Origin of the sequence: Agrobacterium sp. ST15.16.024 (genome assembly GCF_027956545.1) — a bacterium.
Taxonomy (GTDB): domain Bacteria; phylum Pseudomonadota; class Alphaproteobacteria; order Rhizobiales; family Rhizobiaceae; genus Agrobacterium; species Agrobacterium cucumeris.
Window position 1 is genome coordinate 207,161 of the sequence record NZ_JAQKGO010000007.1, and the last position, 25,430, is coordinate 232,590.

24 protein-coding genes are annotated in these 25,430 nt (G+C 59.9%); 12 read left to right on the top strand and 12 right to left on the bottom strand.

The annotated features are described in order from the left end of the window. Positions 1-84: 84 nt before the first annotated feature. The gene (locus PL640_RS19845; RefSeq protein ID WP_271363180.1) at positions 85-498 is read right to left on the bottom strand and encodes a tautomerase family protein; all 414 of its coding nucleotides are present in this window, start codon (positions 496-498) and stop codon (positions 85-87) included. Positions 499-587: 89 nt separating this feature from the next. On the opposite strand from PL640_RS19845, the gene PL640_RS19850 reads away from it, so the two are divergent. From PL640_RS19850 to PL640_RS19860, 3 genes are all read left to right on the top strand, one after another. After that, entirely contained in the window at positions 588-1,430 is an 843-nt protein-coding gene (locus PL640_RS19850; protein ID WP_271363182.1) for a LysR family transcriptional regulator, read from the top strand. A 192-nt stretch (positions 1,431-1,622) separates the two neighbouring features. After that, on the top strand, positions 1,623-1,826 hold the full coding sequence (locus PL640_RS19855) for a CsbD family protein (protein WP_142842040.1): 204 nt from the start codon (positions 1,623-1,625) through the stop codon (positions 1,824-1,826). 239 nt (positions 1,827-2,065) lie between these two features. Next, positions 2,066-3,148, top strand: a complete 1,083-nt coding sequence (locus PL640_RS19860) for a hypothetical protein (protein WP_271363183.1) — start codon at positions 2,066-2,068, stop codon at positions 3,146-3,148. A 56-nt stretch (positions 3,149-3,204) separates the two neighbouring features. Here PL640_RS19860 and PL640_RS19865 read toward each other — a convergent pair whose 3' ends face one another. Next, positions 3,205-4,974 carry a diguanylate cyclase gene (locus PL640_RS19865; protein WP_271363184.1) on the bottom strand — a complete coding sequence of 590 codons (1,770 nt, stop codon included), beginning with the start codon at positions 4,972-4,974 and terminating at the stop codon, positions 3,205-3,207. Between the two features lie 286 nt (positions 4,975-5,260). Further along, positions 5,261-6,112: a ferritin-like domain-containing protein gene (locus tag PL640_RS19870; protein WP_271363185.1), complete on the bottom strand. Its 852-nt coding sequence runs from the start codon at positions 6,110-6,112 to the stop codon at positions 5,261-5,263. Positions 6,113-6,289: 177 nt separating this feature from the next. On the opposite strand from PL640_RS19870, the gene PL640_RS19875 reads away from it, so the two are divergent. From PL640_RS19875 to PL640_RS19905, 7 genes are read left to right on the top strand one after another with little or no spacing between them, the layout of a single operon-like run. Continuing rightward, on the top strand, positions 6,290-8,563 hold the full coding sequence (locus PL640_RS19875; RefSeq protein ID WP_271363187.1) for a NosR/NirI family protein: 2,274 nt from the start codon (positions 6,290-6,292) through the stop codon (positions 8,561-8,563). A gap of 23 nt (positions 8,564-8,586) precedes the next feature. Further along, positions 8,587-10,500 carry a TAT-dependent nitrous-oxide reductase gene (gene nosZ / locus PL640_RS19880; RefSeq protein WP_046801298.1) on the top strand — a complete coding sequence of 638 codons (1,914 nt, stop codon included), beginning with the start codon at positions 8,587-8,589 and terminating at the stop codon, positions 10,498-10,500. Continuing rightward, entirely contained in the window at positions 10,497-11,876 is a 1,380-nt protein-coding gene (locus PL640_RS19885; RefSeq protein ID WP_271363188.1) for a nitrous oxide reductase family maturation protein NosD, read from the top strand. Before nosZ ends, PL640_RS19885 begins: the two co-directional genes overlap by 4 nt. Further along, positions 11,873-12,793, top strand: coding sequence for an ABC transporter ATP-binding protein (locus tag PL640_RS19890; protein ID WP_271363189.1), 921 nt, complete (start codon positions 11,873-11,875; stop codon positions 12,791-12,793). Before PL640_RS19885 ends, PL640_RS19890 begins: the two co-directional genes overlap by 4 nt. After that, a complete protein-coding gene (locus PL640_RS19895; protein WP_271363190.1) occupies positions 12,790-13,617 on the top strand; it encodes an ABC transporter permease in 828 nt (275 codons plus the stop codon). The genes PL640_RS19890 and PL640_RS19895 overlap by 4 nt, the downstream gene beginning before the upstream one ends. Beyond that, entirely contained in the window at positions 13,614-14,162 is a 549-nt protein-coding gene (locus PL640_RS19900; RefSeq protein WP_137087952.1) for a nitrous oxide reductase accessory protein NosL, read from the top strand. The genes PL640_RS19895 and PL640_RS19900 overlap by 4 nt, the downstream gene beginning before the upstream one ends. Continuing rightward, complete coding sequence (locus PL640_RS19905) at positions 14,155-15,117, top strand: FAD:protein FMN transferase (protein ID WP_271363191.1); 963 nt, start codon at positions 14,155-14,157, stop codon at positions 15,115-15,117. Before PL640_RS19900 ends, PL640_RS19905 begins: the two co-directional genes overlap by 8 nt. Positions 15,118-15,128: 11 nt before the next feature. Here the strand turns inward: PL640_RS19905 and PL640_RS19910 are convergent, their stop codons facing one another. Beyond that, on the bottom strand, positions 15,129-15,398 hold the full coding sequence (locus PL640_RS19910) for a hypothetical protein (RefSeq protein ID WP_271363192.1): 270 nt from the start codon (positions 15,396-15,398) through the stop codon (positions 15,129-15,131). 98 nt (positions 15,399-15,496) lie between these two features. Continuing rightward, positions 15,497-15,892, bottom strand: a complete 396-nt coding sequence (locus PL640_RS19915; RefSeq protein WP_271363194.1) for a hypothetical protein — start codon at positions 15,890-15,892, stop codon at positions 15,497-15,499. Positions 15,893-16,283: 391 nt separating this feature from the next. Here PL640_RS19915 and catB point away from each other — a divergent pair, with 391 nt between their 5' ends. Continuing rightward, positions 16,284-16,913 (top strand): type B chloramphenicol O-acetyltransferase, encoded by a 630-nt coding sequence (gene catB, locus PL640_RS19920; protein WP_271363195.1) that lies wholly within the window; start codon positions 16,284-16,286, stop codon positions 16,911-16,913. 96 nt (positions 16,914-17,009) lie between these two features. Here the strand turns inward: catB and gstA are convergent, their stop codons facing one another. Further along, positions 17,010-17,645 (bottom strand): glutathione transferase GstA, encoded by a 636-nt coding sequence (gstA, locus tag PL640_RS19925; protein WP_269700037.1) that lies wholly within the window; start codon positions 17,643-17,645, stop codon positions 17,010-17,012. Between the two features lie 150 nt (positions 17,646-17,795). On the opposite strand from gstA, the gene PL640_RS19930 reads away from it, so the two are divergent. Further along, complete coding sequence (locus PL640_RS19930) at positions 17,796-18,125, top strand: winged helix-turn-helix transcriptional regulator (RefSeq protein ID WP_161991371.1); 330 nt, start codon at positions 17,796-17,798, stop codon at positions 18,123-18,125. Positions 18,126-18,217: 92 nt separating this feature from the next. Here PL640_RS19930 and PL640_RS19935 read toward each other — a convergent pair whose 3' ends face one another. From PL640_RS19935 to PL640_RS19960, 6 genes are all read right to left on the bottom strand, one after another. Beyond that, positions 18,218-19,465: an oxalate decarboxylase family bicupin gene (locus PL640_RS19935; RefSeq protein ID WP_271363196.1), complete on the bottom strand. Its 1,248-nt coding sequence runs from the start codon at positions 19,463-19,465 to the stop codon at positions 18,218-18,220. Between the two features lies 1 nt (position 19,466). Continuing rightward, positions 19,467-19,946, bottom strand: coding sequence for a hypothetical protein (locus PL640_RS19940; RefSeq protein WP_271363197.1), 480 nt, complete (start codon positions 19,944-19,946; stop codon positions 19,467-19,469). 311 nt (positions 19,947-20,257) lie between these two features. Next, positions 20,258-20,632, bottom strand: a complete 375-nt coding sequence (locus PL640_RS19945; protein ID WP_142842055.1) for a response regulator transcription factor — start codon at positions 20,630-20,632, stop codon at positions 20,258-20,260. 66 nt (positions 20,633-20,698) lie between these two features. Beyond that, the gene (locus PL640_RS19950; protein WP_142842056.1) at positions 20,699-21,355 is read right to left on the bottom strand and encodes a response regulator transcription factor; all 657 of its coding nucleotides are present in this window, start codon (positions 21,353-21,355) and stop codon (positions 20,699-20,701) included. Next, complete coding sequence (locus PL640_RS19955) at positions 21,348-22,928, bottom strand: PAS domain-containing sensor histidine kinase (protein WP_271363198.1); 1,581 nt, start codon at positions 22,926-22,928, stop codon at positions 21,348-21,350. The genes PL640_RS19950 and PL640_RS19955 overlap by 8 nt, the downstream gene beginning before the upstream one ends. A gap of 199 nt (positions 22,929-23,127) precedes the next feature. Beyond that, positions 23,128-25,422 (bottom strand): FdhF/YdeP family oxidoreductase, encoded by a 2,295-nt coding sequence (locus PL640_RS19960; RefSeq protein WP_271363200.1) that lies wholly within the window; start codon positions 25,420-25,422, stop codon positions 23,128-23,130. Between the last annotated feature and the right edge of the window lie 8 nt (positions 25,423-25,430).

Below are 25,430 nucleotides of genomic sequence, written 5' to 3' on the forward strand. Positions count from 1 at the left end.
TATCTAAAAATCCGAATTTCATGCCTATTCCTCCGAAATTTGTGCGTTGCACAACATTCGGCACGTCGATCCAAAGTGATCCTTTCACTCTCTCACATTCGTGCGGCTGCGCGCCCATCGCTGATTCTGGGTTTGCCCGCCATAACCATAGGCGTCGCCATCAACGGCGTGAACCAGAACATAGCTGGCCTCATGCACCGGGCCAACCAGCGCATTCATTTCGTCATAGACGCGCCGGACCCATTCGGTCGTTTCATCCTTGATATTGGTGTGGTCGGTAATCGAAACCTCGACATAAAAGGTGCCGATCTTCTGGTCTGCGACACTCGATCCGGCAATGATCCAGTCGGCGGGATCAGCACTTTCGACGAGGACTGCGGTGACGCCCGGATCCTTGTGCAGGATTTCCGCCGTGAGGCGAGACAGCAAGGCTGCGACCTCCTGCTTTGGGTCGTTTCTGTTCTGTGGTCTGGTGTATCGGGCTTTGATCATGGGCATTGGTCTATCTCCTTGTTGTGGGATGACCTTGCGCAAATTTCATCATAATGAGAAGATGATGATAAATATTCCATACATAGTGATTTCATATGATTGATCTCGAAAGCGTTCGCCTGTTCATTCTCTGCGTCGAACTCGGCAGCCTGACGAAGGCGGCCGAGGCGGCGGGAACCGTGCAACCTGTCGTCAGCCAGAAACTGAAGTTGCTGGAACAGCGCATCGGCAGAAGGCTCATCGACCGCTCGCCCCGCCACCTGCGGCTCACGGAGGACGGTCAGGTCTTCCTGCCGAAGGCGCGCGAGCTACTTGCCAAACACGAGGAAGCGCTTGTTTTCAGCGATGAAACCCCGCTGCATTTCAGCCTCGCCGCCAGTGACCACGCGATTGGCAGCCGTCTTTCGACAGCCATACGGGCGATGCGCGCGGCGCTGCCCGCCAATGCGGTGATTGAGGTGGAAATCGGCTTTTCGCGGCGCGCGAAGGATCGTTTTGCGTCCGGGCAGGCCGACGCCGCCATCATCCGGCGCAATGGCGGTGGCCCCGAGGGAGAAATCCTTCGCACCGACAGGATGGGATGGCGGGCCGCGCCGGACTGGCGGCGGCGCGCAAACGGCGCCGTCCCACTGGTCTCACTGGGGTCTGAATGCGCAGTCCGGGAAATCGCGGTATCGGAGCTTGGAAGGGCAGGCGTAGAATGGCGTGACGCCTTCACGGCCGGAAGCTGTTCGGTGCTGCATGAAGCACTTCTTGCAGGGGCGGGCGTCGCGCCGCTTGGCGACATCAGCGCCCGTGGGCTGCCCGACAGGGGTGCCGAGCTGGGGTTACCAACACTTCCACCCTCCGACATCGTCCTGCTGTCGCGAGCGCGAACACCAGCCCACGCGTCGGCAATCAGGGCGCTGGCCGCTGCCGTATCGGGCACTGGCGACTAGGCAAGGCAGCCGGGGTCTCTTCCCTGTTCGGCTATGGTCCATCTCTGGTGCGTCGTCCCGCTATTCACGCATATGCTCAGACTGCCTGCCCACATATTCCACGATTGAAATGTCCCGCCGGTGATCTATTTCGGAACCTCTGCGATGTGCGGTCATTTACATGGCGTAACCACAAAGCAAAGGGAGGCCCAAATGGATTGGAATCGTGTCGAAGGTAACTGGAAGCAGATGAAGGGCAAGGTCAAGGAGCAGTGGGGCAAACTCACCGACGACGACCTTGACGTCATCAACGGCAAGCGCGAGCAGCTCGAAGGCAAGCTCCAGGAACGTTACGGTTACGAGAAGGATCGTACAAAGAAGGACGTTGACGACTGGTATGGTCGTCAGAACTGGTAACCAACAGACCCCGCTTCGGCGGGGTTTTCTTTATCCGAACCTGCCGTCGTGAAACTTTTTCAGGCGCTACGAGTTTGGTCTGTAGAGCAATCAGCTCGCACCTGTCACCAGCACATAATCAACCGCTACGCGGAGGATTTATCGTCCTTTCGGAGGGGATACCCTATGAACTCTATCATCTATCTCGTCGGGCTCGTCGTAATCGTCTTGTTCATTCTTTCACTGCTGGGGTTACGCTAATGGTCGATTCAATCGGTACTGAAACCAATCGCAGCTATGTCGACTGGCCTGCCATTTTCGCCGGCGCGGTCATTGCATCTGGGGCCATGGCGGTACTCACCACCTTTGCCGGCGGATTGGGCCTGAGTTCAATCTCGGTGGATGATGGCGGCGAGGTCAGCTCGATCTGGCTGATCATAACCGGCCTGTTTGTTATTATTTCCATGGTCGGTTCTTACATGCTGGGCGGCTACATCACCGGCCGGATGCGTCGCCCAGCCGGTCAGGCTGATCGAAACGAACAGACTGTTCGAGACGGTCTCAATGGCCTGGTGGTCTGGGGGATCGGCACGGTCGTCTCTGCGTTCCTTGCGCTCGGCGTGTTGTCCGGCGGAGCGAAAGCCGTGGGAAGTGTGGCGCAAACCGCAGTTGAAGCCACCGGATCGGCTGTTGGCGGAGTGGTGCAAGGCGCCGGTCAGGTTGCAGGCGGCTTGATTTCGGGAGCTGGCAGTGCCGCGGGCGGTATCGCGCAAGGTGCCGGTCAGGCTGCAGCGCCCAGCATTGAGCAGATGCTTCCGCAGGGCATGAGGGCAAATCCCATCGACTACTTCACCGATACATTGTTGCGAACGGATGCGCAGGCCGCCCAGCCGCAGGGTGATCAAACCGCTGGCGATTATCAGCGGCAGATCAGCGGCATTCTCGGCAATCTGCTCACGACCGGTGAGATTTCCGATGCAGACAGAACTTGGCTCACAAATCAGATCGCGGCTCGCACCGGCATCAGCCAGACCGATGCGCAGGCAAGGGTAAACGAGACGGTTGAACGTGTTCAGGCCGTGCGAACCGAAGCGCAGAAAAAGGTCGATGAAGCTCAAAAGCAGATCGATGACATGAAGGCCCAGGCGCAGAAGGCACTGGACGACGCCAAGACAAAGGCAGCTGATGCGGCTGAGAAGGCACGCGTTGCAGGCATCCTCACGGCATTCCTGCTGGCGGCTTCAGCCATTGTGGCATCTGCCGCGGCCTATATCGGTGCCGTTCATGGCGGTCGACATCGGGATGAAGGGCGGATTTGGGGCGGTCTCGCCTATCGAAAATGATCGGCTTTGAATAGCAGACAGGAGCCTCCAGCCTAACGGGTTGGAGGCTCTTTAGTTTATAGTTCGTCCGATGAAACCCACCGGTTTCGGCCTGTCTGCTTGGCGTTCAGAAGCGCGGCGTCCGCGCGTTCCAACACGCTGCTCACTGTCCCCGCATCCGGTGATGTCGCGATACCGATCGATATGGTGATTGGGTCAAGCAGGCGACCTCGGTAGGTGAAAGGCGCTCGCTCGACGGCGTGCCGCAGTTTCTCCGCCACCTTGATGGCATCTTCAACACCGGCAGCCGGCATGAGCACGGTGAATTCCTCGCCGCCAAAACGGAATAATTCACCCAGACCACCGATCGCTTCTGACAGGACCTGGGCGACATATTGCATCACCGCATCTCCGGCGTCATGGCCAAAGCGGTCATTGAAGCGCTTGAAATGGTCTATGTCGAGCATCAGGCAGGCGAGATTTTGGCTTGGCTTCCCAATATGCCTGTTCAGTTCCTCATCAAGAGACCGGCGGTTCAGGAGACCCGTCAGGGCGTCCTGTCTCGCCATGCCGACCAGTCGCTGCCGAAGCTGGAGATTTGCGACGGCAAGGCCGACATTCTCGGCGAGGAGTTCCAGATATAGTCTCTCGGTCTCCAGTGTCTCGTTACCCTGCGGAATTTCAAGATATAACAGGCCAACGGTGTCACCCAGTGCCGTGAGTGGTATACACAGGCCTGTTCCGACATTGCCCTTGATGTGATGGCAGGCGACGTCGTCTCCATCAGGGTTACTGGCATGGGGACGCCCGCGCCGGAGCGCCCAGCAATCGTCGATCGAAAACTCCGGAGCGGAAAACGACGGATTGGACCATTGCCCCGTCGATTGGAGGACCGAGCTGTGTTCTTTGATGACAAGCAGGCGGCCGGCGATGGCGGGAAAAATCTGCGGCATGAATTTCGAAACGACGTCGGACAATTCATCCTGATTTTGACATGCCTGAATCCGATGCATCATTTGCAGGATCAGGTCCTTTATGCGCTGGTTCTTGCGGTGCTCCGCGTCAAGCCGGTCCCGCTCAAGCCCGTTGCTGCGGAAGATGCGGATGGCCTGGTTCATGTCGCCGATTTCGTCACGACGTCCCTCGTCGGGCACATCGATACTGTAGTCCTGCCTGGCAAGGCGCGTAACGATATTGCTCATCCGGATAAGCGGCGCGGCAACACGTCTGGTCAGGACGAAATAAAGTACGGCCACAAACATCAGGGCGGTGAGCGCAAGCATCGCCTTGGCGATCGATCCATAGAAATCGCTCCGGCTTTTTGCCTGGTCAACCGCTGCCTGCGAGCGGGCCGCGATACCCTCTCTCAAACCAGCGACGGTGTTTATCAGCCCCGTATGCAGCCGATAATGCTCATCGCCGAACAGAATCTGCTGTGCATCGTTCTGGCGGCCGGATCGATAGAGGCTGATGGCCTCTCGCTCCATCCTGTCCAGCGCGTCAGCGCTCTTGCGGATCTCCTGAAATGAGCCTGCCTCTTCCGGCGAAACACCGAGCGCGGAGAGCTTATCCACGGCGTTTTCGAGGTGCTTTTCCTGATCTTCGTCGACGTAGAATTTCGCCAGGTGCTGCTCGTCACCGCGCATGACGTAAAGACGAGCCTCCTCGGTACGCTCGTCCGCAATGAGCGCCAGTTCCTCGGCAAGATCATTCAACTGGAGGTGATCCTGGATGGCCACCCGTTCTTGAGAAGCGCTTCTGGCTGACAGAATGAATGTGGTCGCCGATACCGTCGTGAGCACGAGGGTCACGGCATAGGCCAGGTTCGTGATGGTGCTAAGTCGCATGATGGCACCGTGTGCTTGCCGCAAGCCATAACAACCGGGTGCGGCGAATCCAATATCAGAGTCCGCTTATTTTAGTGCATCTCGTCAAAACGGGAAGTTAACCTGCTGGAGATTATCGGGTGAGCACCGATCGCCTGAAAATCCGCCAGGGATTTCACTTTCACATGGCGGTTTCGGCAGGGCTATCTCGCCCAGCGGCTTGTCGCGGTCAATGACATCCGGCTGCAGGGTACAGGTGGAGTTTCGAGTGCTTCTGCCGCATGTTCGCGACGGGCGAGGAACGTCATTAAGCCGCGGAAGCGAGGCTGCGCAAGAAGGTGAGGCAACGGACGAGCTGCGACGCGGCGGCAGCGCAGAAGTCCAGAGCCGGTTCGGATTTCTCGCAGTTCATCCCGTCGAGATAATAGTCGAGCAGGATGCCGCAAAGCGCAACCGGCTGACCAAGCACCAGATTCAGTTGCCCGGACAATCGTGGCTTGCGACGGAATGCCAGACCGGGGATGGAGCTGATACGCGCCTGCGTTTCCTCGATAAATGCCCTTGAGGACTGATCGTCCTGCCATTCTGCCACAGCGGTGAGGAGTTTTAAAAAATGCTCCTCCAGCCCGAGAATATCCGGCGTGTCTCCCGGTGGTGCGGCGACCCTTGCGGCATGAAACGCCTGACGCCTTTCCCGGCGCATCGTCGCGACATGGCCGAGTTCCTCGCGCGCCATTTTTTCCGCCGCCTGCCGCACGTCGGCGCTGGGCGCCTGGGCGGCAACGTAGCTCCAGAACATAAATGCCCGTTCCTCGTTCCTGACGGCGGCCGAAAAAGCGCGGTAGGCGTCGAGCGTTTCCGGCGGCACCATATCGGCGCCTTCGGCATCGAACATGGGTGAAAGGTCCGGGGCGGCGATGGTGGCCGCAGTGTCGGTCGGCACCGTCTCGGCAGCCCATACGCCGACCTGACGCAGATGCGTTTCCTCCTCGGCAATCAGCCGTTCGAAAACGGCGGCAAGCGCCGGCTGGTTTTCATCCAGCATTCGTTGTCTGAGGGCGACATAGCCATCGATTGCTTCCTGTTCCATGCGGGCTGCGGTTTCCAGCACGGCGTGCATCGTCGTCAGAACGGGCGGTTCGGCATTCAGTCTAGACATGGGTTTCTCTTCAAAATCCTTGTCCCACACTGCCACATCAAACAACGCGGTATTTGTTCTGGATCAATGAGGCATCCGGCGGCGCGACTATTTTGCATTCAACCCACCGAGGCCCGACCGATGCGACATGGCCGAGCGTGGGAGTGAAGGTCGTGTCGCACCCCGATGGAATGCCCAATGCCGAAAAATACTCATATCGGGAAACAAGGTCTGGCTGTTTTTCTTTCTTTTCTGATCGCGCTTTTCACCCTCGCAGGCCAGGCCTTCGCTGCCGGCAGTCTTGTCGATTATCTCGCCAAGGTTCAGCCGGCGGAGCTGTTTGCCGCAGCCGATCGTTTCGGCGAGCCGGTGGGGGAGCCTGCCATCGTGCCCGTCTACAAGGGCAACGATATCGCCGGTTACGCTTACCTCAACTCGGATTTCACCAATTCGACCGGCTATTCTGGAAAACCGATTCACATCGTTGTCGGCATTGACAGGGCCGGCGTCGTGCGTGGTCTGAAGCTTGTCGATCACAAGGAGCCGATCGTGCTGATCGGCATACCGGAAACCCGGGTCGTGGCTGCGCTGAATTCGGTGATCGGCCGAGATCTGGCCAAGGTCGCTGCCGGTGCGGAACGCCCGCCACAGGTCGATATCGTCAGCGGCGCGACGGTGACCGTTCTTGTAATGGGCGACAGCGTCGTCCGCTCGGCGGTCAAACTCGTTCGCAGTGGCAGGCTGGGAGATGGCACAAATGCTGCAGTCGCGGCTGCGTCGCCGCAGCCGGTCAAAAAACTCGACGTTTCGAAACAGGAGGTTTCCGACTGGCAGACGCTGCTCGGCGATGGTTCCATCCGCGCCCTGCGCCTCAGTGTCGGTGAAGTCTCGGATGCCTTTTCAAAGGCCGGCCAGCCGGATGCGGCCCGGACACCGGAAGCGCCCAATCCGCAGGACCCGTTCATCGATCTCTACGTCGCTCCGGTCAGCGTTCCCGCCATCGGCCGCAGCCTGCTGGGTGAAGAAGGTTACGGAAGGCTGGTAAAACGCCTGAAGCTGGGTCAGTCCGCCATTCTCGTGGCGGGTGACGGCGCCTATTCGTTCAAGGGGTCGGGTTATGTACGAGGCGGCATTTTCGACCGTATCGAGCTGCTTCAGGACGGGCAGGGCATTCGCTTCCGCGATCGGGATCACACGCGGCTGACGCAGATCGCCGCCGAGGGCGCGCCGCATCTGCGTGAAATCGCCCTTTACGTGATCCCTGACAGTTTCGCTTTCGACGTGACGGAGCCGTGGGAGTTACAGTTGCTGGTGCAGCGCACCACGGGTGTGCGCGACAAGGCGACGATGCCATACGATCTCGGTTACACGCTGCCCGCCGGCTACGTTAGCATCGAGACGCCCGCAGCCCCACCCGTGGCCCCACCGGCGGCCGCAGCAACGACGCCGGCAGATGTGCCGTTCGATCTGGAAAACGCGCCGCTCTGGGTCAGCATCTGGGAAATGAACCGCGTCTCGGTCGCCGTAACCTTTGCCGGGCTGCTGGTTCTCACCGCCATCTTCTTTTTTCAGGACTGGCTGGTCAAACGTCCCAGGCTGTTCGGCTGGATCAGGCGCGGCTATCTGGTCTTCGCGCTGGTCTGGCTCGGCTGGTATGCCAATGCGCAGCTTTCGGTGGTCAATGTCCTCACATTCATCAACGCGCTGATCTCCGGTTTCCACTGGGATTTCTTCCTGTCCGCGCCGTTGATCTTCATTCTCTGGGCAGCGGTTGCAGCGGGTCTGCTGTTCTGGGGGCGTGGGCCCTTCTGCGGCTGGCTTTGCCCCTTCGGTGCGCTTCAGGAACTGACCAACGGCGTCGCGAAATGGCTGAAGGTGCCGCAGGTCAAGCTGCCCTGGGGGCTGCATGAGCGCCTCTGGCCCGTCAAATACATCATCTTCCTCGGCCTCTTCGGCCTGTCGCTTTATTCACTGGCGCTGGCGGAGACCTTTGCCGAGATCGAACCGTTCAAGACGGCGATCATCCTGAAATTCGCCCGCGAATGGCCCTTCGTGATCTTTGCGCTGACGCTGCTCGCCGCTGGTCTTTTCATCGAACGTTTCTATTGCCGGTATCTCTGCCCGCTGGGTGCAGCACTCGCCATTCCCGGTCGCCTGCGCATGTTCGAATGGCTGAAACGCTGGCCGGAATGCGGCTCGCCCTGCCAGCGCTGCGCCAAGGAATGTCCCGTGCAGTCGATCCACCCCGAAGGGCAGATCAACGTCAACGAGTGCATCTACTGCATGCATTGCCAGGAGCTTTACCAGGACGACCACCGCTGTCCGCACATGATTCAGGTGCGGCTGAAGCGGGAAAAATTCGTGGCGCTCTCCACCCCTCCGGAAAAGGGAAAAGAGCGTCCGAAAACCGTGGTTACCCACAAGGGCAAACCGATCGGCACAGATGAAGGAGTGGCTGGCGAACAGGCCTGAGCCACCATCAAAGGAGAGAAGACATGTCGGATCGAAATATCGAAACTGGCCTCAGCAGGCGCCAGCTTCTCGGCTCCACGGCGGTTGCCGCGGTGGCGGGCGCGGCGACGGTCGGCGGCGCACTGGCGGTTTCCAGCATCACGGCGGCGCCGGCGCTCGCCGCAGGCGGACAGGCCTTTGAGGTCAAGCCCGGTGAACTGGACGAATATTACGTCTTTTTCTCAGGCGGCCACAGCGGTGAACTGCGCATTCTCGGCCTGCCGTCGATGCGTGAACTGATGCGTATTCCCGTCTTTAACCGCGATAGCGCCACCGGCTGGGGTCAGACCAATGAAAGCCGCAAGATCCTGACGGAGGGGCTGCTGCCTGAAACGAAGGAATATCTGAAGGACAAGGGCGACATCTATCTCAACGGTGACCTGCACCACCCGCATCCGTCCTTTACGGAAGGCACCTATGATGGCCGTTATCTCTTCGCCAATGACAAGGCCAATACCCGCGTCTGCCGCATTCGCCTCGACGTGATGAAATGTGACAAGATCATCCAGCTGCCCAACCAGCACACAGTTCACGGCCTGCGCGTGCAGAAATATCCGCGCACCGGTTATGTCTTCGCCAATGGCGAGGACCGGGTGCCGATCCCCAATGACGGTTCGGTTCTCGATGATCACAAGCAGTATCACGCCATCTTCTCGGCCATTGACGGCGACACGATGAAGGTTGCCTGGCAGGTCATGGTCGACGGCAATCTCGACAATGTCGATGCCGACTATCAGGGCAAATATGCCTTCGCCACCTGCTACAATTCCGAAGAGGGCGTGAACCTCGAGGAAATGATGGCGAAGGATCAGGACTGGATCGTCGTCTTCAACCTGAAGCGCATCGAGGAAGCTGTCGCCAAGGGCGAATTCAAGGAAATGGGCGGTGTGCCGGTTGTGGATGGTCGCCATGGCTCGCCATTCACCCGCTACATCCCGGTGTCCAACGGCCCGCACGGCATGAACACCGCGCCGGATGGCATCCATGTGGTCGCCAATGGCAAGCTGTCGCCGACGGTCACCGTCTTCGACGTCCGGCTGTTCGACGACCTTTTCGCCGACAAGATCAAGCCGCGTGATACCGTCGTTGCGGAACCCGAACTCGGTCTTGGGCCGCTTCACACGGCCTATGACGGTCGCGGCAATTGCTATACGACGCTGTTCATCGACAGCCAGATCTGCAAATGGAACCTTGAGGATGCCAAACGCGCCTACAAGGGCGAGAAGGTCAATCCGGTCCGCCAGAAGCTCGATGTGCAGTATCAGCCAGGCCACAACCACACATCCATGGGCCAGACCAAGGATGCGGACGGCAAATGGCTGATCTCGCTCAACAAGTTCTCGAAGGACCGGTATTTGAACGTCGGTCCGCTGAAACCGGAAAACGATCAGCTGATCGATATTTCCGGCGACGAGATGGTGCTGGTTCACGACAACCCCACCTTTGCCGAGCCGCATGACGCCACCATCGTCCATAATTCCAAGATCAACCCGGTCAGCATCTGGAGCCGCGACGACAGCTTCTTTGCCGATGCGGTGGCCCAGGCGAAGGCCGACAACATCGATCTGCTGATCGATTCCGAAGTCATTCGTGACGGCGACAAGGTTCGCGTCTACATGACATCGGCGGCGCCCGCTTTCGGTCTGGAAAGCTTCACCGTCAAGCAGGGTGATGAGGTGACCGTCTACGTCACCAATATCGATGAGGTGGAAGACCTGACCCACGGCTTCTCGATCATCAATTACGGCATCAACATGGAAGTGGCGCCGCAGGCCACGGCATCCGTCACCTTCAAGGCCGATAAGCCCGGTGTGTGGTGGTATTATTGCTCGTGGTTCTGCCATGCCATGCACATGGAAATGAAGGGCCGCATGCTGGTGGAGCCGAAAAAGGCATGAGGCATCCAAAAGATGCGGCGAGATGGGGGATGGTGGCGGTTGTCGCCGCCATTCCCGGCCTGGCGGGTGCTGAAACCATCCGCCTTTCCGCTGCCGCGACCCCAATACTTCAACAGGCCATCGACCGCGCACAGACGGGCGACGAACTGGTGCTGGAAAGCGGCGATTTTTCCGGGCCGGTGACCATTGGCACGTCCATTACGCTGCGCGGCGAGCCGGGTGCGGCCATTCGCGGCACCGGTCAGGGCAGTGTCGTCACCATCACCGCCGAAGACATGATCTTCAGCGGCATTATCGTATCCGGCTCCGGCGGTTCGCTGGAAGACATGAATTCGGGCGTCTTCGTCGCCCGCACCGCCAAACGGGCGATTGTCGAAAACAGCCGCTTTGAAAGAAATCTGTATGGCGTCTATCTGCATGGCGCAGACGATTCCATCGCGCGCAACAATGTCATTATCGGTACGGGCGAAGGCCGTTTAAGCGAAACCGGCAACGGCGTGACCCTGTGGAACGCGCCCGGCGCACGCGTCACCGGCAATGACATCAGCTTCGGGCGCGACGGCATCGCCACCAATGCCAGCAAACGCAACGTGTTCAGCGGTAACCGGTTCAGCAATCTGCGATTTGCCATCCACTACATGTACACCAACGATAGCGAGATCAGCGATAATGTCTCCACCGGCAATTCGGTGGGATATGCCATCATGTTTTCCAGCCGCCTGAAGATCACTGGAAACGTCTCCGACGGAGACCGGGACCACGGCCTGCTTTTGAATTACGCCAACAGTTCCACCGTCACCGGCAACACGGTGCGCGGCCATATGCAGCCCGCATCGCGCTGGAGCGAACGCGGTATCCGCTCGCAGGAACATGGTGTTCCGCCCGCCGATGACGAGACTGCCGCGGATACCTCGGGAATGCGGCCCGGCCCGGAAAAATGCGTCTTCATCTACAATGCCAACCGCAACCGCCTGCGCGACAACCGTTTCGAAGGTTGCGATATCGGCATTCATTTCACCGCCGGTTCGGAAGGCAACATGATGAGCGGCAATGCCTTCATCGCCAATCGCAACCAGGTCAAATATGTCGGCACGCGTTATGTCGACTGGTCGGAAAAGGGGCGCGGCAATTACTGGAGCGACAACCCCGCTTTCGATCTGGATGGTGACGGCATAGCCGACAATCCCTATCGCCCGAATGATCTGATTGACCGCGTGCTGTGGACCGCGCCGCAGGCGCGGGTGCTGACCAGCAGCCCCGCCGTGCAGGTGGTACGCTGGGCGCAGGCGCGGTTTCCAGCCCTTTTGCCGGGCGGGGTCACCGACAGTCATCCCTTGATGTCGCCGCCGCAGCCTCCCAGGGAGCCACGCTCATGAGCACGACCGTAAGCGTTCACGATGTGACCAAGACCTATGGCGGCAAGGTCAATGCCCTGCGAGAGCTGAGCTTTAACCTTCATGAAGGGGAGACCGTAGCTCTGGTCGGCCACAATGGTGCCGGAAAAACCACGCTGATCAAATTGTTGCTCGGGCTTATTCGCCCGACGTCGGGGCATGTGGAGGTGCTGGGCGAGAACCCGGCGAATGGCGATTTCGCCGTGCGTCAGGCGCTTGGCTACCTGCCGGAAAGCGTGTCTTTCCATCTGGCGCTGACGGGGCGGGAAACACTTGCCTTCTACGCCCGCCTCAAGCGGGTGCCCATGCAATCCGCCGACAGCCTGTTCGAGCGTGTCGGCCTTGCCGCCGTGGCCGCCGACCGGCCCATTCGTACCTATTCCAAGGGTATGCGGCAGAGGCTTGGCCTTGCCCAGGCATTGCTCGGTGCACCAAGGGTTCTGCTGCTCGATGAACCGACCAGCGGCCTCGACCCAGCCCTGCGGCGCAATTTCTACAACCTCGTCGATGAATTGCGGGCAGGCGGCGCGACGATCCTCCTGTCGTCGCATGCGCTGGGGGAACTGGAAGACCGGGCCGGACGCGTCATCATCGTCAATTGTGGCGTGCGCATTGCCGATGGCACGCTGGATGATCTGAGACGGATCGCCAGCCTGCCGTCGCGTATCCGTACCCGCCCGACGGGGGGGGGGGGGGCCGCAGCACCCGCCGATCCCGCGGGGCAATGGACCCCGACCGGAGACGGCGCTTACGAGACGGAGGGGGCGCATGCCGCGAGGCTGCCGCTGCTGCACCGCCTCACTGCTGCTGCCGCCGGTATCGAAGCCCTGAGCCTCATCGAGCCGACGCTCGATGATCTCTATGCCCATTTCCTGAACAGCCAGGAGGCCGCGTCGTGAGCAATATCCTGATCATTGCCGGCAAGGAAATTCGCGAAGGCATGCGCAATCGCTGGGTGCTGGCCACGACATTGCTGCTGGCAATGCTCGCCCTGACGCTGACGTTTCTCGGCAGCGCACCGACCGGCAATGTCGGCGCCAGCCGCATGGATGTGGTCATCGTCAGTCTCTCCAGCCTGACGATCTTCCTTGTGCCGCTGATTGCGCTGCTGATTTCCCACGATGCCATCGTGGGTGAGGTGGAGCGTGGCACCATGCTGCTGCTGCTCGCCTATCCGGTGGGGCGCAGCCAGATCGTTCTGGGCAAATTTCTCGGCCACATCGCCATCCTCTGCTTCGCCACCACCTGCGGATATGGCACGGCGGCGCTTGCGCTGGCGCTGATGGGCGGCGCCACCGGTCTTGAGGGCTGGCTGTCGTTTATTTCCATGACGGCATCGTCCGTGCTGCTTGGTGCGGTCTTCGTCGCCATCGGTTATCTCGTCAGTGCGCTATCTTCGGAACGCAGCACGGCCGGCGGCGTGACGATCGGCATCTGGCTGTTCTTCGTGCTGATCTACGACATGGCCCTGCTTGGCGGGCTGGTGGCGGCGCAGGGCCGTTCGCTGCCCGGCGGATTGCTGGATTTCCTGCTGCTCGCCAATCCGACGGATGCCTATCGGCTCCTCAATCTCGGCAGCGGCGGGGCGGCGGCCCTTTCCGGCATGGGCGGGCTTGCCAAAAATTCCATCCTCACCGGTGGCGTGCTGCTTGCCGCCCTTTGCGCCTGGACGGGTGTTCCGCTCGGCCTCGCTTCGCTGTTTTTCTCAAGGAGGGACGTATGAAAACGGTCCGTTTTGCCCTTGTTCTTGTGGCTTCGCTGCTGCTTGCCGCCTGCGAAAATGAGCAGCAGGCGGAAACGCCGCCGCCCTTTTCGCTCACCGCCGAGGCCATGGGGCGATATTGCGGCATGAACGTGCTGGAACATGCCGGGCCGAAGGGGCAGATCATCCTGCGCCAGATACCGGAAGCCATATGGTTCTCCTCAGCCCGGGACACGGTGGCCTTCACCATGCTGCCGGACGAACCGAAGGAGATCGCGGCGATTTACGTGTCCGACATGGGCAAGGCTGCAAGCTGGGAAAAGCCCGGCGCGGAAAACTGGATCGACGCGCGCAAGGCCTTCTTCGTGATCGGCAGTTCCCTGCGCGGCGGCATGGGCGCGGAGGAAGCCGTGCCTTTTTCCGAGGAGGCGGCAGCAAGGCAATTCGTCGGCAAGAACGGCGGCGAAGTCGTTAAATTCAACGATCTGCCCGAGAATTACATTCTTGGCGCCGGTGGCGAGGCGGCGGACGATCCGGCCGCGGAAGGGGCGCATGATCATGGATAACAAACCAGGCCGTCGCCGCTTCATCACGCTCATGGCTGCCTTTGCGGGCCTGCCGCTTTTACCTGACAGGGGTTTTGCCTCAGTCTCCCCCGTTGTCTGGCGGGGACAGGCACTCGGCGCGCCGGCAACGCTTGTGCTCAATCATCAAAACCCAGCAGAGGCGGAGCGCCTCGTGCGCAGGGTGGTGGTCGAAGTGGCGCGCCTCGAAAGTATTTTCAGCCTGTTTCGACCGGAATCGGCGCTGAGCGAGCTTAATCGCACCGGTGCCCTTGCCACGCCGCCCTCCGAAATGGTGGAGCTGCTGGAATTGTGCCGCAGCTTCCACGGGCTTGGGGACGGACGTTTCGATCCGACGATACAGCCGCTCTGGCTGCTGCATGCCCGGCATTTTTCGCGCGACGGTGCCGATCCCGCCGGCCCATCCGCACGGGATATGAGAAAGGCATTGGCGCTGGTGGGCTTCGACAAGGTAAGTTTCGACGCGAACCGTATTGCACTGGGGCAGCGCGGCATGGCGTTGACGCTGAACGGTATTGCCCAGGGTTATATTACCGACCGCATCGTTGCCCTGTTGCGGGATGCGGGTGTGACGAGCAGCCTGGTGGATATGGGCGAAAATCGCGCCATCGGCAATAATGCGCAAGGCGCGCCGTGGCGCATCGGTCTTGCGCAATCGGAAGATGCCACTTTTCCTGACATGGTTCTCGATATCACCGACCGTGCCGTGGCGACCTCGGCGGGCGCCGGGTTCCAGTTCGACCGCGCCGGCAAATTCAGTCATATCCTCGATCCGCGAACGGGCCTCAGCGCGCGCCGTTATGCGCGGGTCTCCGTGGTTGCCGACGATGCGGCCACGGCCGATGCGCTATCGACCGCCTTCAGCCTGATGGATGAGCGGGAGGTGGAAACGCTGCGCGCATCGCTTCGCAATGTCGAGGTGTATCTGCGCGCCTGAACCCGCAGGTTTCAGAAGCGGTTTTCCGGACGTGGCGCGTGTCGCGCCGCGAGATTGAGGTCGTGCATCGCCATCAGAACCAGTGTCGAGGGATCGTCACTTCCCGGTCCCGCAGGCCTTTTGCGGTAATATTGGCCTATGCCGGAGATGCAAGGAGCACGCCAGCAAGTGCCAGCCGGAAAGTGCGTGTCGCCTGCCAGCCCGTCCGATCCCGGCGCCCCGCCGATCAACGTGGCGGAAGAGCCGGAAATCCGGCACCGTTCCGGAAAAACGGCTGCCATGGCCGGCCTTTGGGGCGGCATCGGGGAGGGAAGGAGAGAAACCCATCTGCCGGCCCGCAGGACCTCAGGGCTGTCGCAGGGACACGCCTTTCATGCGGTCAGGCGGAAAGAGGTGGTGCGCGCGGCGCGGCGCTCATCAGAAGAACTGTTGGCCTGAACGCGGCCGTATCCGCCACGAAACCTTCACCGGTCTCGATGAGGAGCGGCCTGCCGGTCATATCGGCCGGTTGCGGCAGCAGGATGCCGGCCACGATCCGGCAAACCTCGCAGAGGGGAACAACGGCGTGCCGGTCGGGGTGGGACTGGCCATCGTCGTGATCGAAAATGTGGCAAAGATCCGGCAGGCTGCCATCAGGCAGCATATAGGCGGAGATTTCAGTTGCGGCAAAACCGGCTTCTGTCACCGGCACGCGATGGGCGAAACCGATGGCGAACAGGGCAAGCGCGCACAGAATTCGCATCCCCTTCTGCCATGTCGTCGCCTTTGTGATCATTGCCGGAATTCCCGCCCGAACACTCTCTGAAATTCGCTTTATATTCCCATCCTGCCGATTCACCCAAGACGGACAATTGCCACGGTGGGGATGACATGAGGTTACGGAGGCACTCTGTGGCATCGCGTGTGCTTCGTCTGTGCGATAGGTCAAACAGCTCCGAGTTTGGTGACGAGCGCCAGGCGATTTCCCGCACACTGCCGGTCAGCATGGCTTGGCCTTCGAGGCTTTTTGCGCTAATCAGATCGGATGATAAAAACCTCGAGTATCACCTGCATCTAGCTCCCGCCGCAGCGCGAGGAGCATCGAGCGGGAAGCCGGCCGGCTTCACGCTTGGCGTCGGCTTGCCTGAAGGCAGGCGAATGCGAACATATGCAGTGAGACTAACTCGATGGAAAATTATTTCGAAAGCCCCTTCCGGGGCATCACGCTCGACAGGCAGGTAAAGAGCCCGAACCTCGTCGTCGGTAAATACAGCTATTATTCCGGATATTATCACGGCCACAGCTTTGAAGATTGCGCCCGTTATCTGCTGCCGGATGAGGGTGCGGACAGGCTGGTGATCGGAAGCTTCTGCTCCATCGGCTCAGGCGCCGCCTTCATCATGGCGGGCAATCAGGGCCATCGGAACGAGTGGATCAGCACCTTCCCGTTCTTTTTCATGCCGGAGGTGCCGGAATTCGAGAAAGCCGAGAATGGCTATCTGCCGGCGGGCGACACCGTCATCGGCAATGATGTCTGGATAGGTTCGGAAGCGATCATCATGCCCGGCATCAAGATCGGCGATGGCGCCGTCATCGGAACCCGGGCGCTGGTGACGAAGAATGTCGAACCTTACGCCATCGTCGGCGGCAACCCCGCCAGAACCATTCGCAAGCGGTTTGATGACGATGACATTGCCCGCCTGCTGGAGATGAAATGGTGGGAGTGGCCGGCGGAAAGGCTCAAGGCCGCAATGCCGCTCATGACCAGCAGCAATGTCGCGGAGCTGTATCGGTTCTGGCAGTCTGACACTCTGTAGGTTTGAAGCTGCCGGCTCGTCTCCTTGAGGCGGGCCGGCGATCGCGCCTGATCCCTGAGCTGTTTCCGGATATGTGAAGGCCAGACACGCACCCTGTCAGTGCAATTCCAGGCCCTCCTGAAGAATGGATTTTTGAACCGCCTCGCGCCCTTTCACGCGGCTGTACCAGGCTTGCAGGTTCTGCAGGTGATCGAAGTGGATTGGCGCATTGTAATAGGATTTCAGCCATGGGGCCTGCCCCCAACCCGCCAGGGCAAACAGATAAGCATCAGCGACCGTGAACCTGTCCCCCATCAGAAAATCCTTGTCGGCAAGATGCTCGTTGATCCACGCGAAGCGTTTCTCCAGCTTCGGCCTTGCCGTCTCGATATAATCACCAGCCTGACGCGCATAAAGGAGCGGGATGAAGCCCTTGTGGATTTCGGTCGAAAGAAAGCTCAGCATCTCCTGCAGCCTGTATCGCGCAAAGGTTCCATTCGCCGGTGCAAGGCCCGCCTCGGGCTTCTGGTCTGCAAGATATTGAACGATGACGGGACCTTCCCGCAGCACGTTGCCGTCTTCAAGCTCCAGCGCCGGAATATAGCCATGCGGGTTGATGTTGTAGAAGTTCTTCCCCTGATCCGTTGTGCGATCATTCTGATCGACCTTGATGAATTCGACGTCGAGACCCAGCTCGTTTGCGACGATATGGGGAGAAAGCGAGCAGGCGGCGGGCATGAAATACAACTTCATTCTGATTGGTCTCCATGGATTTCGGCACCATTCTTCCGTTGCAGGAAAGGCGTGACTTCCATGTAGGTCAGGCGGTATAAAAACGTAAGAACGCAAAAACTTGTCATCTAGGTACATAAATTATACCTGGTAAAGCTGAGAGGTTAACCGATGAAGGACACCGTATCGGGCTGCTCCGTTGAACAAGCCATGCATCTGCTCGGCGGGCGCTGGCGTCTGCTCATCGTGTCTTATCTCGTGGACGGGCCGAAGCGGTTCAACGAACTCAGGAGACTGGTGCCGGGCATTTCCCAGAGAATGCTCACCCTCGATCTCCGCGCACTTGAAGACGCAAAACTCGTGGCGCGCACGGTCTATCCGACCACGCCAATCAAGGTGGAATATGCTCTGACGGAGGAAGGCCGGCGGCTGGAGAAGGTGGTGGCCGTTGTTCAGGAATTCGGCCTGTGGCTGAAGGCGCGGGACGCTGCGTCAAGTTGAATGGCCATTCGGGTCAGATGTCGCCTTGTCTCGGTAGGCAAGGACCGGCGGATCGGACATGCCGAAACGCCGGTCTTTGGGCTCATGGATGTTCAGCCCGGCATCATCGCCGGCTGGTTTGCGGGAAATTTCGCCACGTCCTCAATGCTGACATTGAGATGCTGGGCCACCAGCGCCGGCGGGGTGTGCGTGAGCCATGAGGACAGGCTGACCTCCTGATATTCGGCAGTCTTGAAGACCGCGACGAATTGCAGGTCGGTCGTCCCGGTATTTTCGATGATGTGGCCCTGGCTTCTTTTCACGTAACCAATATCGCCGGGGCGGAAGTCGGCCGTCTGGCTGCGCGGGCCCGCGTCGAACACGGTCATCCGGCCTTCGCCCTTGATCCAGTATTGCCATTCATCCGCATTGGGGTGCCAGTGCATTTCGCGCACACCGCCGGGCTTGATCGTTTCAATGGCGGCGGCGATGGTTTTGGACACGGTGAAGGCACTGCTGTCCGCAAGGCGAATAATGCCGGCGGCATTTTCCTTCAGCGGTTTTGATGCAGCGAGTTTATAGGTGAACGGGAACGGGGGAAGACCGGCACCGGCAACGGCCTCCTGGTCTCCGGAGAGTGGTCCCGGCTCCTTGCCCTGGAAAATCCAGAGGTTCTGCAGCGGAATGTTCCGGAACACGTCCTGCGCGACGCCGAAATTCTTGGCCAGCAGTTCCGGTGAGGTATGCGCCAGCCAGTCAGTGAGAAGCAGGGTGCCATATTCGGACTGATCGCCTTCATCGAATACGATGACGAATTCGCATCCTTCAGGGCCAAGCCCCTGCAGCGAATGCGGGTAACCGGCCGGAAAATACCAGAGATCACCGGCCTCGACATCCTGTACATAGGCGCGGCCCTGCGTATCGAGCACAGTGATGCGGCAACGCCCATTGGTCATGATCGCCCATTCTGCGGCGCGGTGCCAGTGCATCTCGCGAATGCCGCCCGGTCCCAGCCGCATGTTGACGCCGGACACGGCATCCGAAATCGCGAAGTCCGACTTGGTGACCTGGCGTGCCCATCCGCCGTTCTGGATACGTTTGGCGGCGTTGTTGAACGAGCCCCAGAAGAGCTGCATGTCGCCCACATCGGTCGCCGGCGGGCTCTGGAAGGATGGGAACTGGTCGTTGATCGCGGGGTTCTTCGGGCCGGGATCGCTGAGGCCCGCGGCATTGGCATTGATTGCTCCTTCGGCGGGCTGATCAGGATTGCCGAAAGATGCTGCTCCGGCCGTGCTGGCGGCAAGAGCAGTGCCGCCGACGGCGCCGATTGCGAGGACTGCGCGTCTGGTCAATGTTTCCATTTCAGAACTCCTTGTTCATGGCGAATTGGGCCGAGGTATCGGCCGAGGTGTCGATAGAGCGGGTCTGCGATGCGAGCTGGAGCACGGCGATGCGGTCGATCAGCTCGGCATTAAAAAGGCGGTGTTGCAGCTGGCAGAAGGCTTTTGGATCGAGCGCGTCGCGCCGGTCGGTTTTCCGCGTGGCGCGGGTGGCGATGCAGGATGTCTTGTCCAGTGCCGGAACAGCCTGTGTGCCTTCGGACGTTTCACTGAGCGCCGGCACGGGAGCGGAAAGTCCGCCCAGCCTGTCAATCGTCTGCGGTGTGAGGATGCGGAAGGCGCTGGCTGATGCGACGTCTTCGGAGGCCGCAAGCGCCGGTTCGCTATTCCTGATCAGAAAAGCATTGCCACCGAGCACGGCAACCGTACCCAGTGCCAACACCGCTGCGACTTTGAGACGACGGGGTCTCTGCTGGTCGGCATTCTTGCTGATGGAGGTCATACCCTGCTCCTAAAAAGGGGTGATGGTGTCGTCAGGAACGTTCGGTGGGGAAGCGCTTGACTGGAGCAAAGGCTACGGCGGAGAAGCGGAGCCGGCATCTATACAGAGGTCTAATTCGTATAGCGGAAGGTGTTGGCGGCGGGGTAAGCGCCGTGAGGTATCCGCTCAACGGCAATGCCTGCCCGGACGCCAGGCGTCGGAGCATGAAGTGGCGACGAATTTTACCTGAGAGGATGCAGTTAAAGCGATGGAAGGCTTGTCTGCGAGCGGATATGGGCTGGCTCACTTGCCCGGTGGCGAAGCGTCAGCCGTCAGGACGGCCGGGCGAGAACGGATTCCAGGCATCCGATCAGACTGACGATATTCACCGGCTTGCCGAGAAAGGCCAAAGCGCCGCCGTTCAAGGCCGCATTCCGGGTGCGCTCATCCTGATAGGAGGTGACGAAGATCATCGGCGCATGCTCGCCGCGCCGGTTCAACTCACTCTGCAATTCGATGCCGGAGAGTCCGGGCATCTTCACATCCACGATGATGCAGTCGATGTCCGTCTGCTGCTGCGCTTCCAGAAAGTGTTCGGCAGAAGCATACAGGCGGCATTCGTAACCGAAGGACATGATGAGATCATCCATGGCTTCGCGAATGGCGGGATCGTCGTCGACGACGGCAATGACGGGAACGGGGGGCAATGAAAGCGACCTTTTCTGTTTTTCTTTCATCTTCTATGCGCGCGTGCCCCTGCGAAAGATACCATACTAAGATACAGGTGGCCTGGGCTTCTCGCCGATCAGCTCTGCTTTCCGCACGAGGTCGGCGACCGATCTGGCCTCCATTTTTCGCATGACATTGCCACGGTGCAGTTTCACGGTAACTTCGCTGATGCCGAGTTCATAGGCGATCTGCTTGTTCATCAGGCCGCGGACAACAGCCCCCATGACCTCGCGTTCCCTTGGTGTCAGCTGTTCGGCAAGGGAGGTGACGGCCTCATTCTGGGCGCTTTCGCGGCGTTGCGACGCATCCCTTTCCATCGCCGCCGCAACGGCGTCAAGAATGTCCTGTTCCTTGAAGGGCTTGGTCAAAAAATCGACGGCGCCGGCCTTCATCGCCCGTACGCTCATGGGGATATCGCCGAATCCGGTCATGAAAATGATCGGCATCCTGTTTCCGACGCGTTCCAGCTGCATCTGGAAATCAAGGCCGCTTATGCCCGGAAGCCGCACATCAAGCAGCAGGCAGCCGGGCCGGTTCAGATTGGCTTTTTCGAGAAAGGCGGCGGCGCTGTCGAAAGCTTCGGCATCGAATTTCATGGAGCGGAAAAGATCGGTAAGTGCTTCGCGCATCGACAAATCGTCGTCGACGATGAACACGATGGGTGATGGTGGCTCCTTTGCCGACTTGCGCAATTCAGGCATGTTCCATCTCCTGGCTAACCGGCATGGAAATGGTAAAGACCGCCCCGCCGAGAGGATGATTGTCACCGGTAAGCCTGCCGCCCCGCGCTTCCAGTGTCGTGCGGCAGATGGAAAGCCCCATGCCCATTCCGGTCTTCTTGGTCGTGAAAAACGGTGAGAACAGCTTTTCCTTCATCTGCACCGGGAAACCCGGTCCATTGTCGTGAACGGCAATATGGATATTGTCGCTGTCTTCGCGCTCCTTTCGCACCGTGATGGTGCGATTGCCGGTGCCCGCCTCGTCCATGGCCTGAATGGCATTGGTGAGAAGGTTGATGAGAACCTGCTGCAACTCGATCCTGACAGCCATTATCGGCGGCGTGGCGGTTTTTTCCACATATACCGTGGTTCCGCTGCGTTCCAGCTCATGTTCCAGAAGACTGAGCGTTTCATCGATGAATTCATCCAGGTCGAAGGTTTCCGTCTTGCCGCTCGTATGGGCGAGCAGGCTGCGTGTGTTCTGGATGATTTCACTGGCGCGCTGCCCGTCGCGGATCATGCGTTCGGCCGACCGACGGGCGGCGGCAATATCCGGCGGATCGCGATCGAGCCACCGCAGCAATGTCTGCGCGTTGACGATGATGGCGCCAAGCGGCTGGTTCAGTTCGTGGGAGAGTGATGCGGACATGGCGCCGACGGCCGCCGCCTTCGAGGCCTTTGTCAGCTCCGCCTGCGCCTCCGCCAGTGCCTTCAGCGCCATTTCGCGCTGGGTGATATCCACCATGCTGACCACCACACGGTTGAAGGAGGCCGCTTCCGCAGGAAAACTGATGGAAAGAAGCACCAGCTTGTCTTCGCCGGTGTCTGTGCGCACCACCACCCTGTCTTCGAAGACAGGCCGGTTGTCGATGATCGCCTGCAGGACATCGACGAATTTGCCGGAAGAAGAAACGATCGATTGCTGGAGAGTGCCGCGGATTGAGGAGTCGTAACCCAGCATTTCCTTTCCGGCCTCATTCGACGCAACGACGGTGATGAGATCGATGCATTGCTGCGTAAAGTCCGGATTGGCGCGGGCATGGGCGCGCATGTCGGTGATGCCCTGTTGCTTGAGGCCCATCAGCAGGGCGTGAAGTTTCGAATAGTCGCGTTCCCAGAGTGCGACGCGCGTACGGTCGAAGATAGAGCGATAACGCTCTTCGCTCTCCTTCAGTGCCGTATTGACCGACACCATCGCCAGCCGGGCGGTCTCCGTTTTCAGAAGCAGCACGGTCGTGACGGCAAGCGCTGCAAGGGCGACGACCAACCGAAGCGCCGACTGGAAATCCGCGTCCTGCGCATGGGTCGCTGCATAGGACAGGAGGGAGAGAATGGCGCAGGCGCAGGAGATCGCGATCAGTCCCGACCAGCTTACAGCCTGCGCGGCCAAAAGCATCGTGATGACATAAAGGACGGCAATCGCCCCTTCTATGTCGGTATAGGTATCGACGTAAAATACCGCGGCCGCCAGCGCCAGCGCCCCAAGGCCGAAGGCCAGGTGGTGCGTCCCGCCTTCCGGATCACGCGCGCGAAACATCCTTGACGCAATCGACATTGTTCCCCCGATGCGATTTTTGCCGACAATACGGTTTTTTCAGCACAACCTGACCTATACATAGGTCTTGGTTGTCTCCGTCGTCCAAGCATCAGGATAGCGGGAAATGGGTCGGGCGCTACATGCAAAAATCTGCATGTAATACCTTTCGTCCACAGGCGCGCACCGATGTCTGCGGTGCGCGCGTGCACTTCGCTGGTCAGACCGTTGCAGCGCTTACGGTGATCGGTACGCCCTTGTAGGAGGGTGTTCCAGAAAGACGGTCGTAATGGCCGAGCGCCACCACCGCATTCATCTCGGGATAATAACCCGCGGCCGAACCCTTCGGGATATTATATTCGACGGCGGTGAAACCATGCACGAGGTGGCGTCCCTCGCTGTCTTTGCCGATGCCGTGAATGTCGATGCTGTCGCCATCCTTCAGGCCACGTTCGGCAAGGTCGTGCCGGTTCATGAAGATAACGTCCCTTCTGCCAAAGACGCCGCGATACCGGTCATCCATGCCATAGATCGTCGTATTGTACTGATCGTGGCTGCGGATGGTGGTCAGCACAAGGGCGTCGGGATTGGAGATGCGCGGATCTTCCTCAAGCCCGGTGGCGAGGAGGAAGTTGGCCTTGCCGCTCTGCGTATTCCAGCGGCGGAATGAGGCCGCGACATCAAGGCGGAAACCGCCTTTCACCCGGACCCGGCTGTTGAAATCCGTAAAGTCGGGGAAGACCGTCTCGATCTTGTCGCGAATGCGGTCGTAATCGGCAATCAGCCAGTCCCAGTCAATTCCGTGACGATTTCCGATCGTCGCCCTGGCGATGCCGGCGATGATGGCTGGCTCTGACCTCACCAGTTCACCCGGCGGTTTGAGGAAACCGCGGGACGCATGCACCATCGACATGGAATCCTCGACTGTGACCGCCTGCGGACCAGACGCCTGGCTATCCAGATCGGTTCGGCCGAGACAGGGCAGGATCAGCGATGTTCTGGCGGTCAGAAGGTGGGAGCGGTTGAGCTTCGTCGCGATGTGGACGGCGAGATCGAGTTTGCGCATGCCCTTAAAGGTCGCGCCCGTGTCCGACATGGCGACAGCGAGGTTTCCGCCAAGACAGATGAGCGCCCGGGATTTTCCGGCGATGATTGCCTGCACGGCCTCTATGGCATTGTGACCCTTCTCCGCAGGGGGGCGAAAGCCGAAAGCGCGCTCCATGCCGTCAAGCAGCGCCTTGTTCGGGATCTCGGTGATGCCGACGGTGCGATCCCCCTGAACATTGGAGTGGCCGCGAATGGGCGCGATCCCGGCGCCCGGACGGCCCATATTGCCGCGCAGCAGCAACAGGTTTGCGATCTGCTGCACGTTGCCGGTGCCCTTGGCGTGCTGTGTAATGCCCATGCCGTAACAGATGATAACGTTCGAGGCTTTCACATAAATCCGGGCGACGCTGTCAATCGCCTCTTTCGTCAGCCCGCTGACGGAGCAGATCGTATCCCAGGAGGTGGCGTCGATATCGGCGCGCAGCGTGTCGAGGCCGGCGGTATGTTCCTCGATGAAGGCCCGGTCAAGCACCCCGTCGCCGCCGTTCCTCAGGCTCTCCGCATCCAGTTCGAACACCGCCTTCATGATGCCCTTGAGTGCTGCGAGATCGCCGCCGGTGCGCAGCTGATGGTAGGCGGAGGCGATCGGCGTCGAGGAGAGCGTCGCCATTTCGATCGGGTCCTGTGGGGCGGCGAAGCGTTCCAGCGCCCGTTCCTTCAGCGGATTGAACACGACGATCGGTACGCCGCGTTTTGCGGCATTATGCAGCGTCGTCATCATGCGGGGATGGTTGGTGCCGGGATTGTGGCCGAAGCTGAAGATCGCATCGGCATGATCGAAATCCTCCAGCGTCACCGTGCCTTTGCCAACGCCGATGGATTTCGGAAGGCCAACGCTGGTGGCCTCATGGCACATGTTGGAACAGTCAGGAAAATTGTTCGTCCCGTAGGCGCGCACGAAAAGCTGGTAGAGAAACGCGGCCTCGTTGGACGCCCGGCCGGAGGTATAGAATTCCGCCCTGTCGGGATCATCGAGCTTGTTGAGTTCCTGCGCGATCAGGGTGAATGCCTCGTCCCAGGCTATCGGCTCGTAGTGATCACTCTCGGTATTGTAACGCAGGGGAAGGGTCAGCCGGCCGGCATCCTCGAGCTTGTGATCCGTCCATTGCCACAATTCGGAAACCGTATGTTGTGCGAAAAACTCGGGTCCGGATCGTTTCGCCGTCGATTCCCAGGTGATGGCCTTCGCGCCGTTTTCGCAGAACTCGAAGGACGAGGTGTGTTTGGGGTCGGGCCAGGCGCAGCCGGGACAGTCGAAACCCTCGGGCTGATTTGCCTTGAGCAGCGTCATGGTGCCCTCTGCGACGATCTGCTGATGCGCGAGCGTTTTCGCAACAGCTTTCAACGCGTCCCAGCCGCCAGCTGGATGATCGTATTTTTCAATACCTTCCGGCCGTTTTTCTGCCATGTCGGAAT

Excerpts from the sequence above, each read along its gene's own strand:
- PL640_RS19845 (WP_271363180.1), bottom strand. The coding sequence starts at position 498 with ATGCCCATGATCAAAGCCCGATACACCAGACCACAGAACAGAAACGAC.
- PL640_RS19850 (WP_271363182.1), top strand. The coding sequence starts at position 588 with ATGATTGATCTCGAAAGCGTTCGCCTGTTCATTCTCTGCGTCGAACTC.
- PL640_RS19855 (WP_142842040.1), top strand. The coding sequence starts at position 1,623 with ATGGATTGGAATCGTGTCGAAGGTAACTGGAAGCAGATGAAGGGCAAG.
- PL640_RS19860 (WP_271363183.1), top strand. The coding sequence starts at position 2,066 with ATGGTCGATTCAATCGGTACTGAAACCAATCGCAGCTATGTCGACTGG.
- PL640_RS19865 (WP_271363184.1), bottom strand. The coding sequence starts at position 4,974 with ATGCGACTTAGCACCATCACGAACCTGGCCTATGCCGTGACCCTCGTG.
- PL640_RS19870 (WP_271363185.1), bottom strand. The coding sequence starts at position 6,112 with ATGTCTAGACTGAATGCCGAACCGCCCGTTCTGACGACGATGCACGCC.
- PL640_RS19875 (WP_271363187.1), top strand. The coding sequence starts at position 6,290 with ATGCCGAAAAATACTCATATCGGGAAACAAGGTCTGGCTGTTTTTCTT.
- nosZ (WP_046801298.1), top strand. The coding sequence starts at position 8,587 with ATGTCGGATCGAAATATCGAAACTGGCCTCAGCAGGCGCCAGCTTCTC.
- PL640_RS19885 (WP_271363188.1), top strand. The coding sequence starts at position 10,497 with ATGAGGCATCCAAAAGATGCGGCGAGATGGGGGATGGTGGCGGTTGTC.
- PL640_RS19890 (WP_271363189.1), top strand. The coding sequence starts at position 11,873 with ATGAGCACGACCGTAAGCGTTCACGATGTGACCAAGACCTATGGCGGC.
- PL640_RS19900 (WP_137087952.1), top strand. The coding sequence starts at position 13,614 with ATGAAAACGGTCCGTTTTGCCCTTGTTCTTGTGGCTTCGCTGCTGCTT.
- PL640_RS19905 (WP_271363191.1), top strand. The coding sequence starts at position 14,155 with ATGGATAACAAACCAGGCCGTCGCCGCTTCATCACGCTCATGGCTGCC.
- PL640_RS19910 (WP_271363192.1), bottom strand. The coding sequence starts at position 15,398 with ATGGCAGCCGTTTTTCCGGAACGGTGCCGGATTTCCGGCTCTTCCGCC.
- PL640_RS19915 (WP_271363194.1), bottom strand. The coding sequence starts at position 15,892 with ATGATCACAAAGGCGACGACATGGCAGAAGGGGATGCGAATTCTGTGC.
- catB (WP_271363195.1), top strand. The coding sequence starts at position 16,284 with ATGGAAAATTATTTCGAAAGCCCCTTCCGGGGCATCACGCTCGACAGG.
- gstA (WP_269700037.1), bottom strand. The coding sequence starts at position 17,645 with ATGAAGTTGTATTTCATGCCCGCCGCCTGCTCGCTTTCTCCCCATATC.
- PL640_RS19930 (WP_161991371.1), top strand. The coding sequence starts at position 17,796 with ATGAAGGACACCGTATCGGGCTGCTCCGTTGAACAAGCCATGCATCTG.
- PL640_RS19935 (WP_271363196.1), bottom strand. The coding sequence starts at position 19,465 with ATGGAAACATTGACCAGACGCGCAGTCCTCGCAATCGGCGCCGTCGGC.
- PL640_RS19940 (WP_271363197.1), bottom strand. The coding sequence starts at position 19,946 with ATGACCTCCATCAGCAAGAATGCCGACCAGCAGAGACCCCGTCGTCTC.
- PL640_RS19950 (WP_142842056.1), bottom strand. The coding sequence starts at position 21,355 with ATGCCTGAATTGCGCAAGTCGGCAAAGGAGCCACCATCACCCATCGTG.
- PL640_RS19955 (WP_271363198.1), bottom strand. The coding sequence starts at position 22,928 with ATGTCGATTGCGTCAAGGATGTTTCGCGCGCGTGATCCGGAAGGCGGG.
- PL640_RS19960 (WP_271363200.1), bottom strand. The coding sequence starts at position 25,422 with ATGGCAGAAAAACGGCCGGAAGGTATTGAAAAATACGATCATCCAGCT.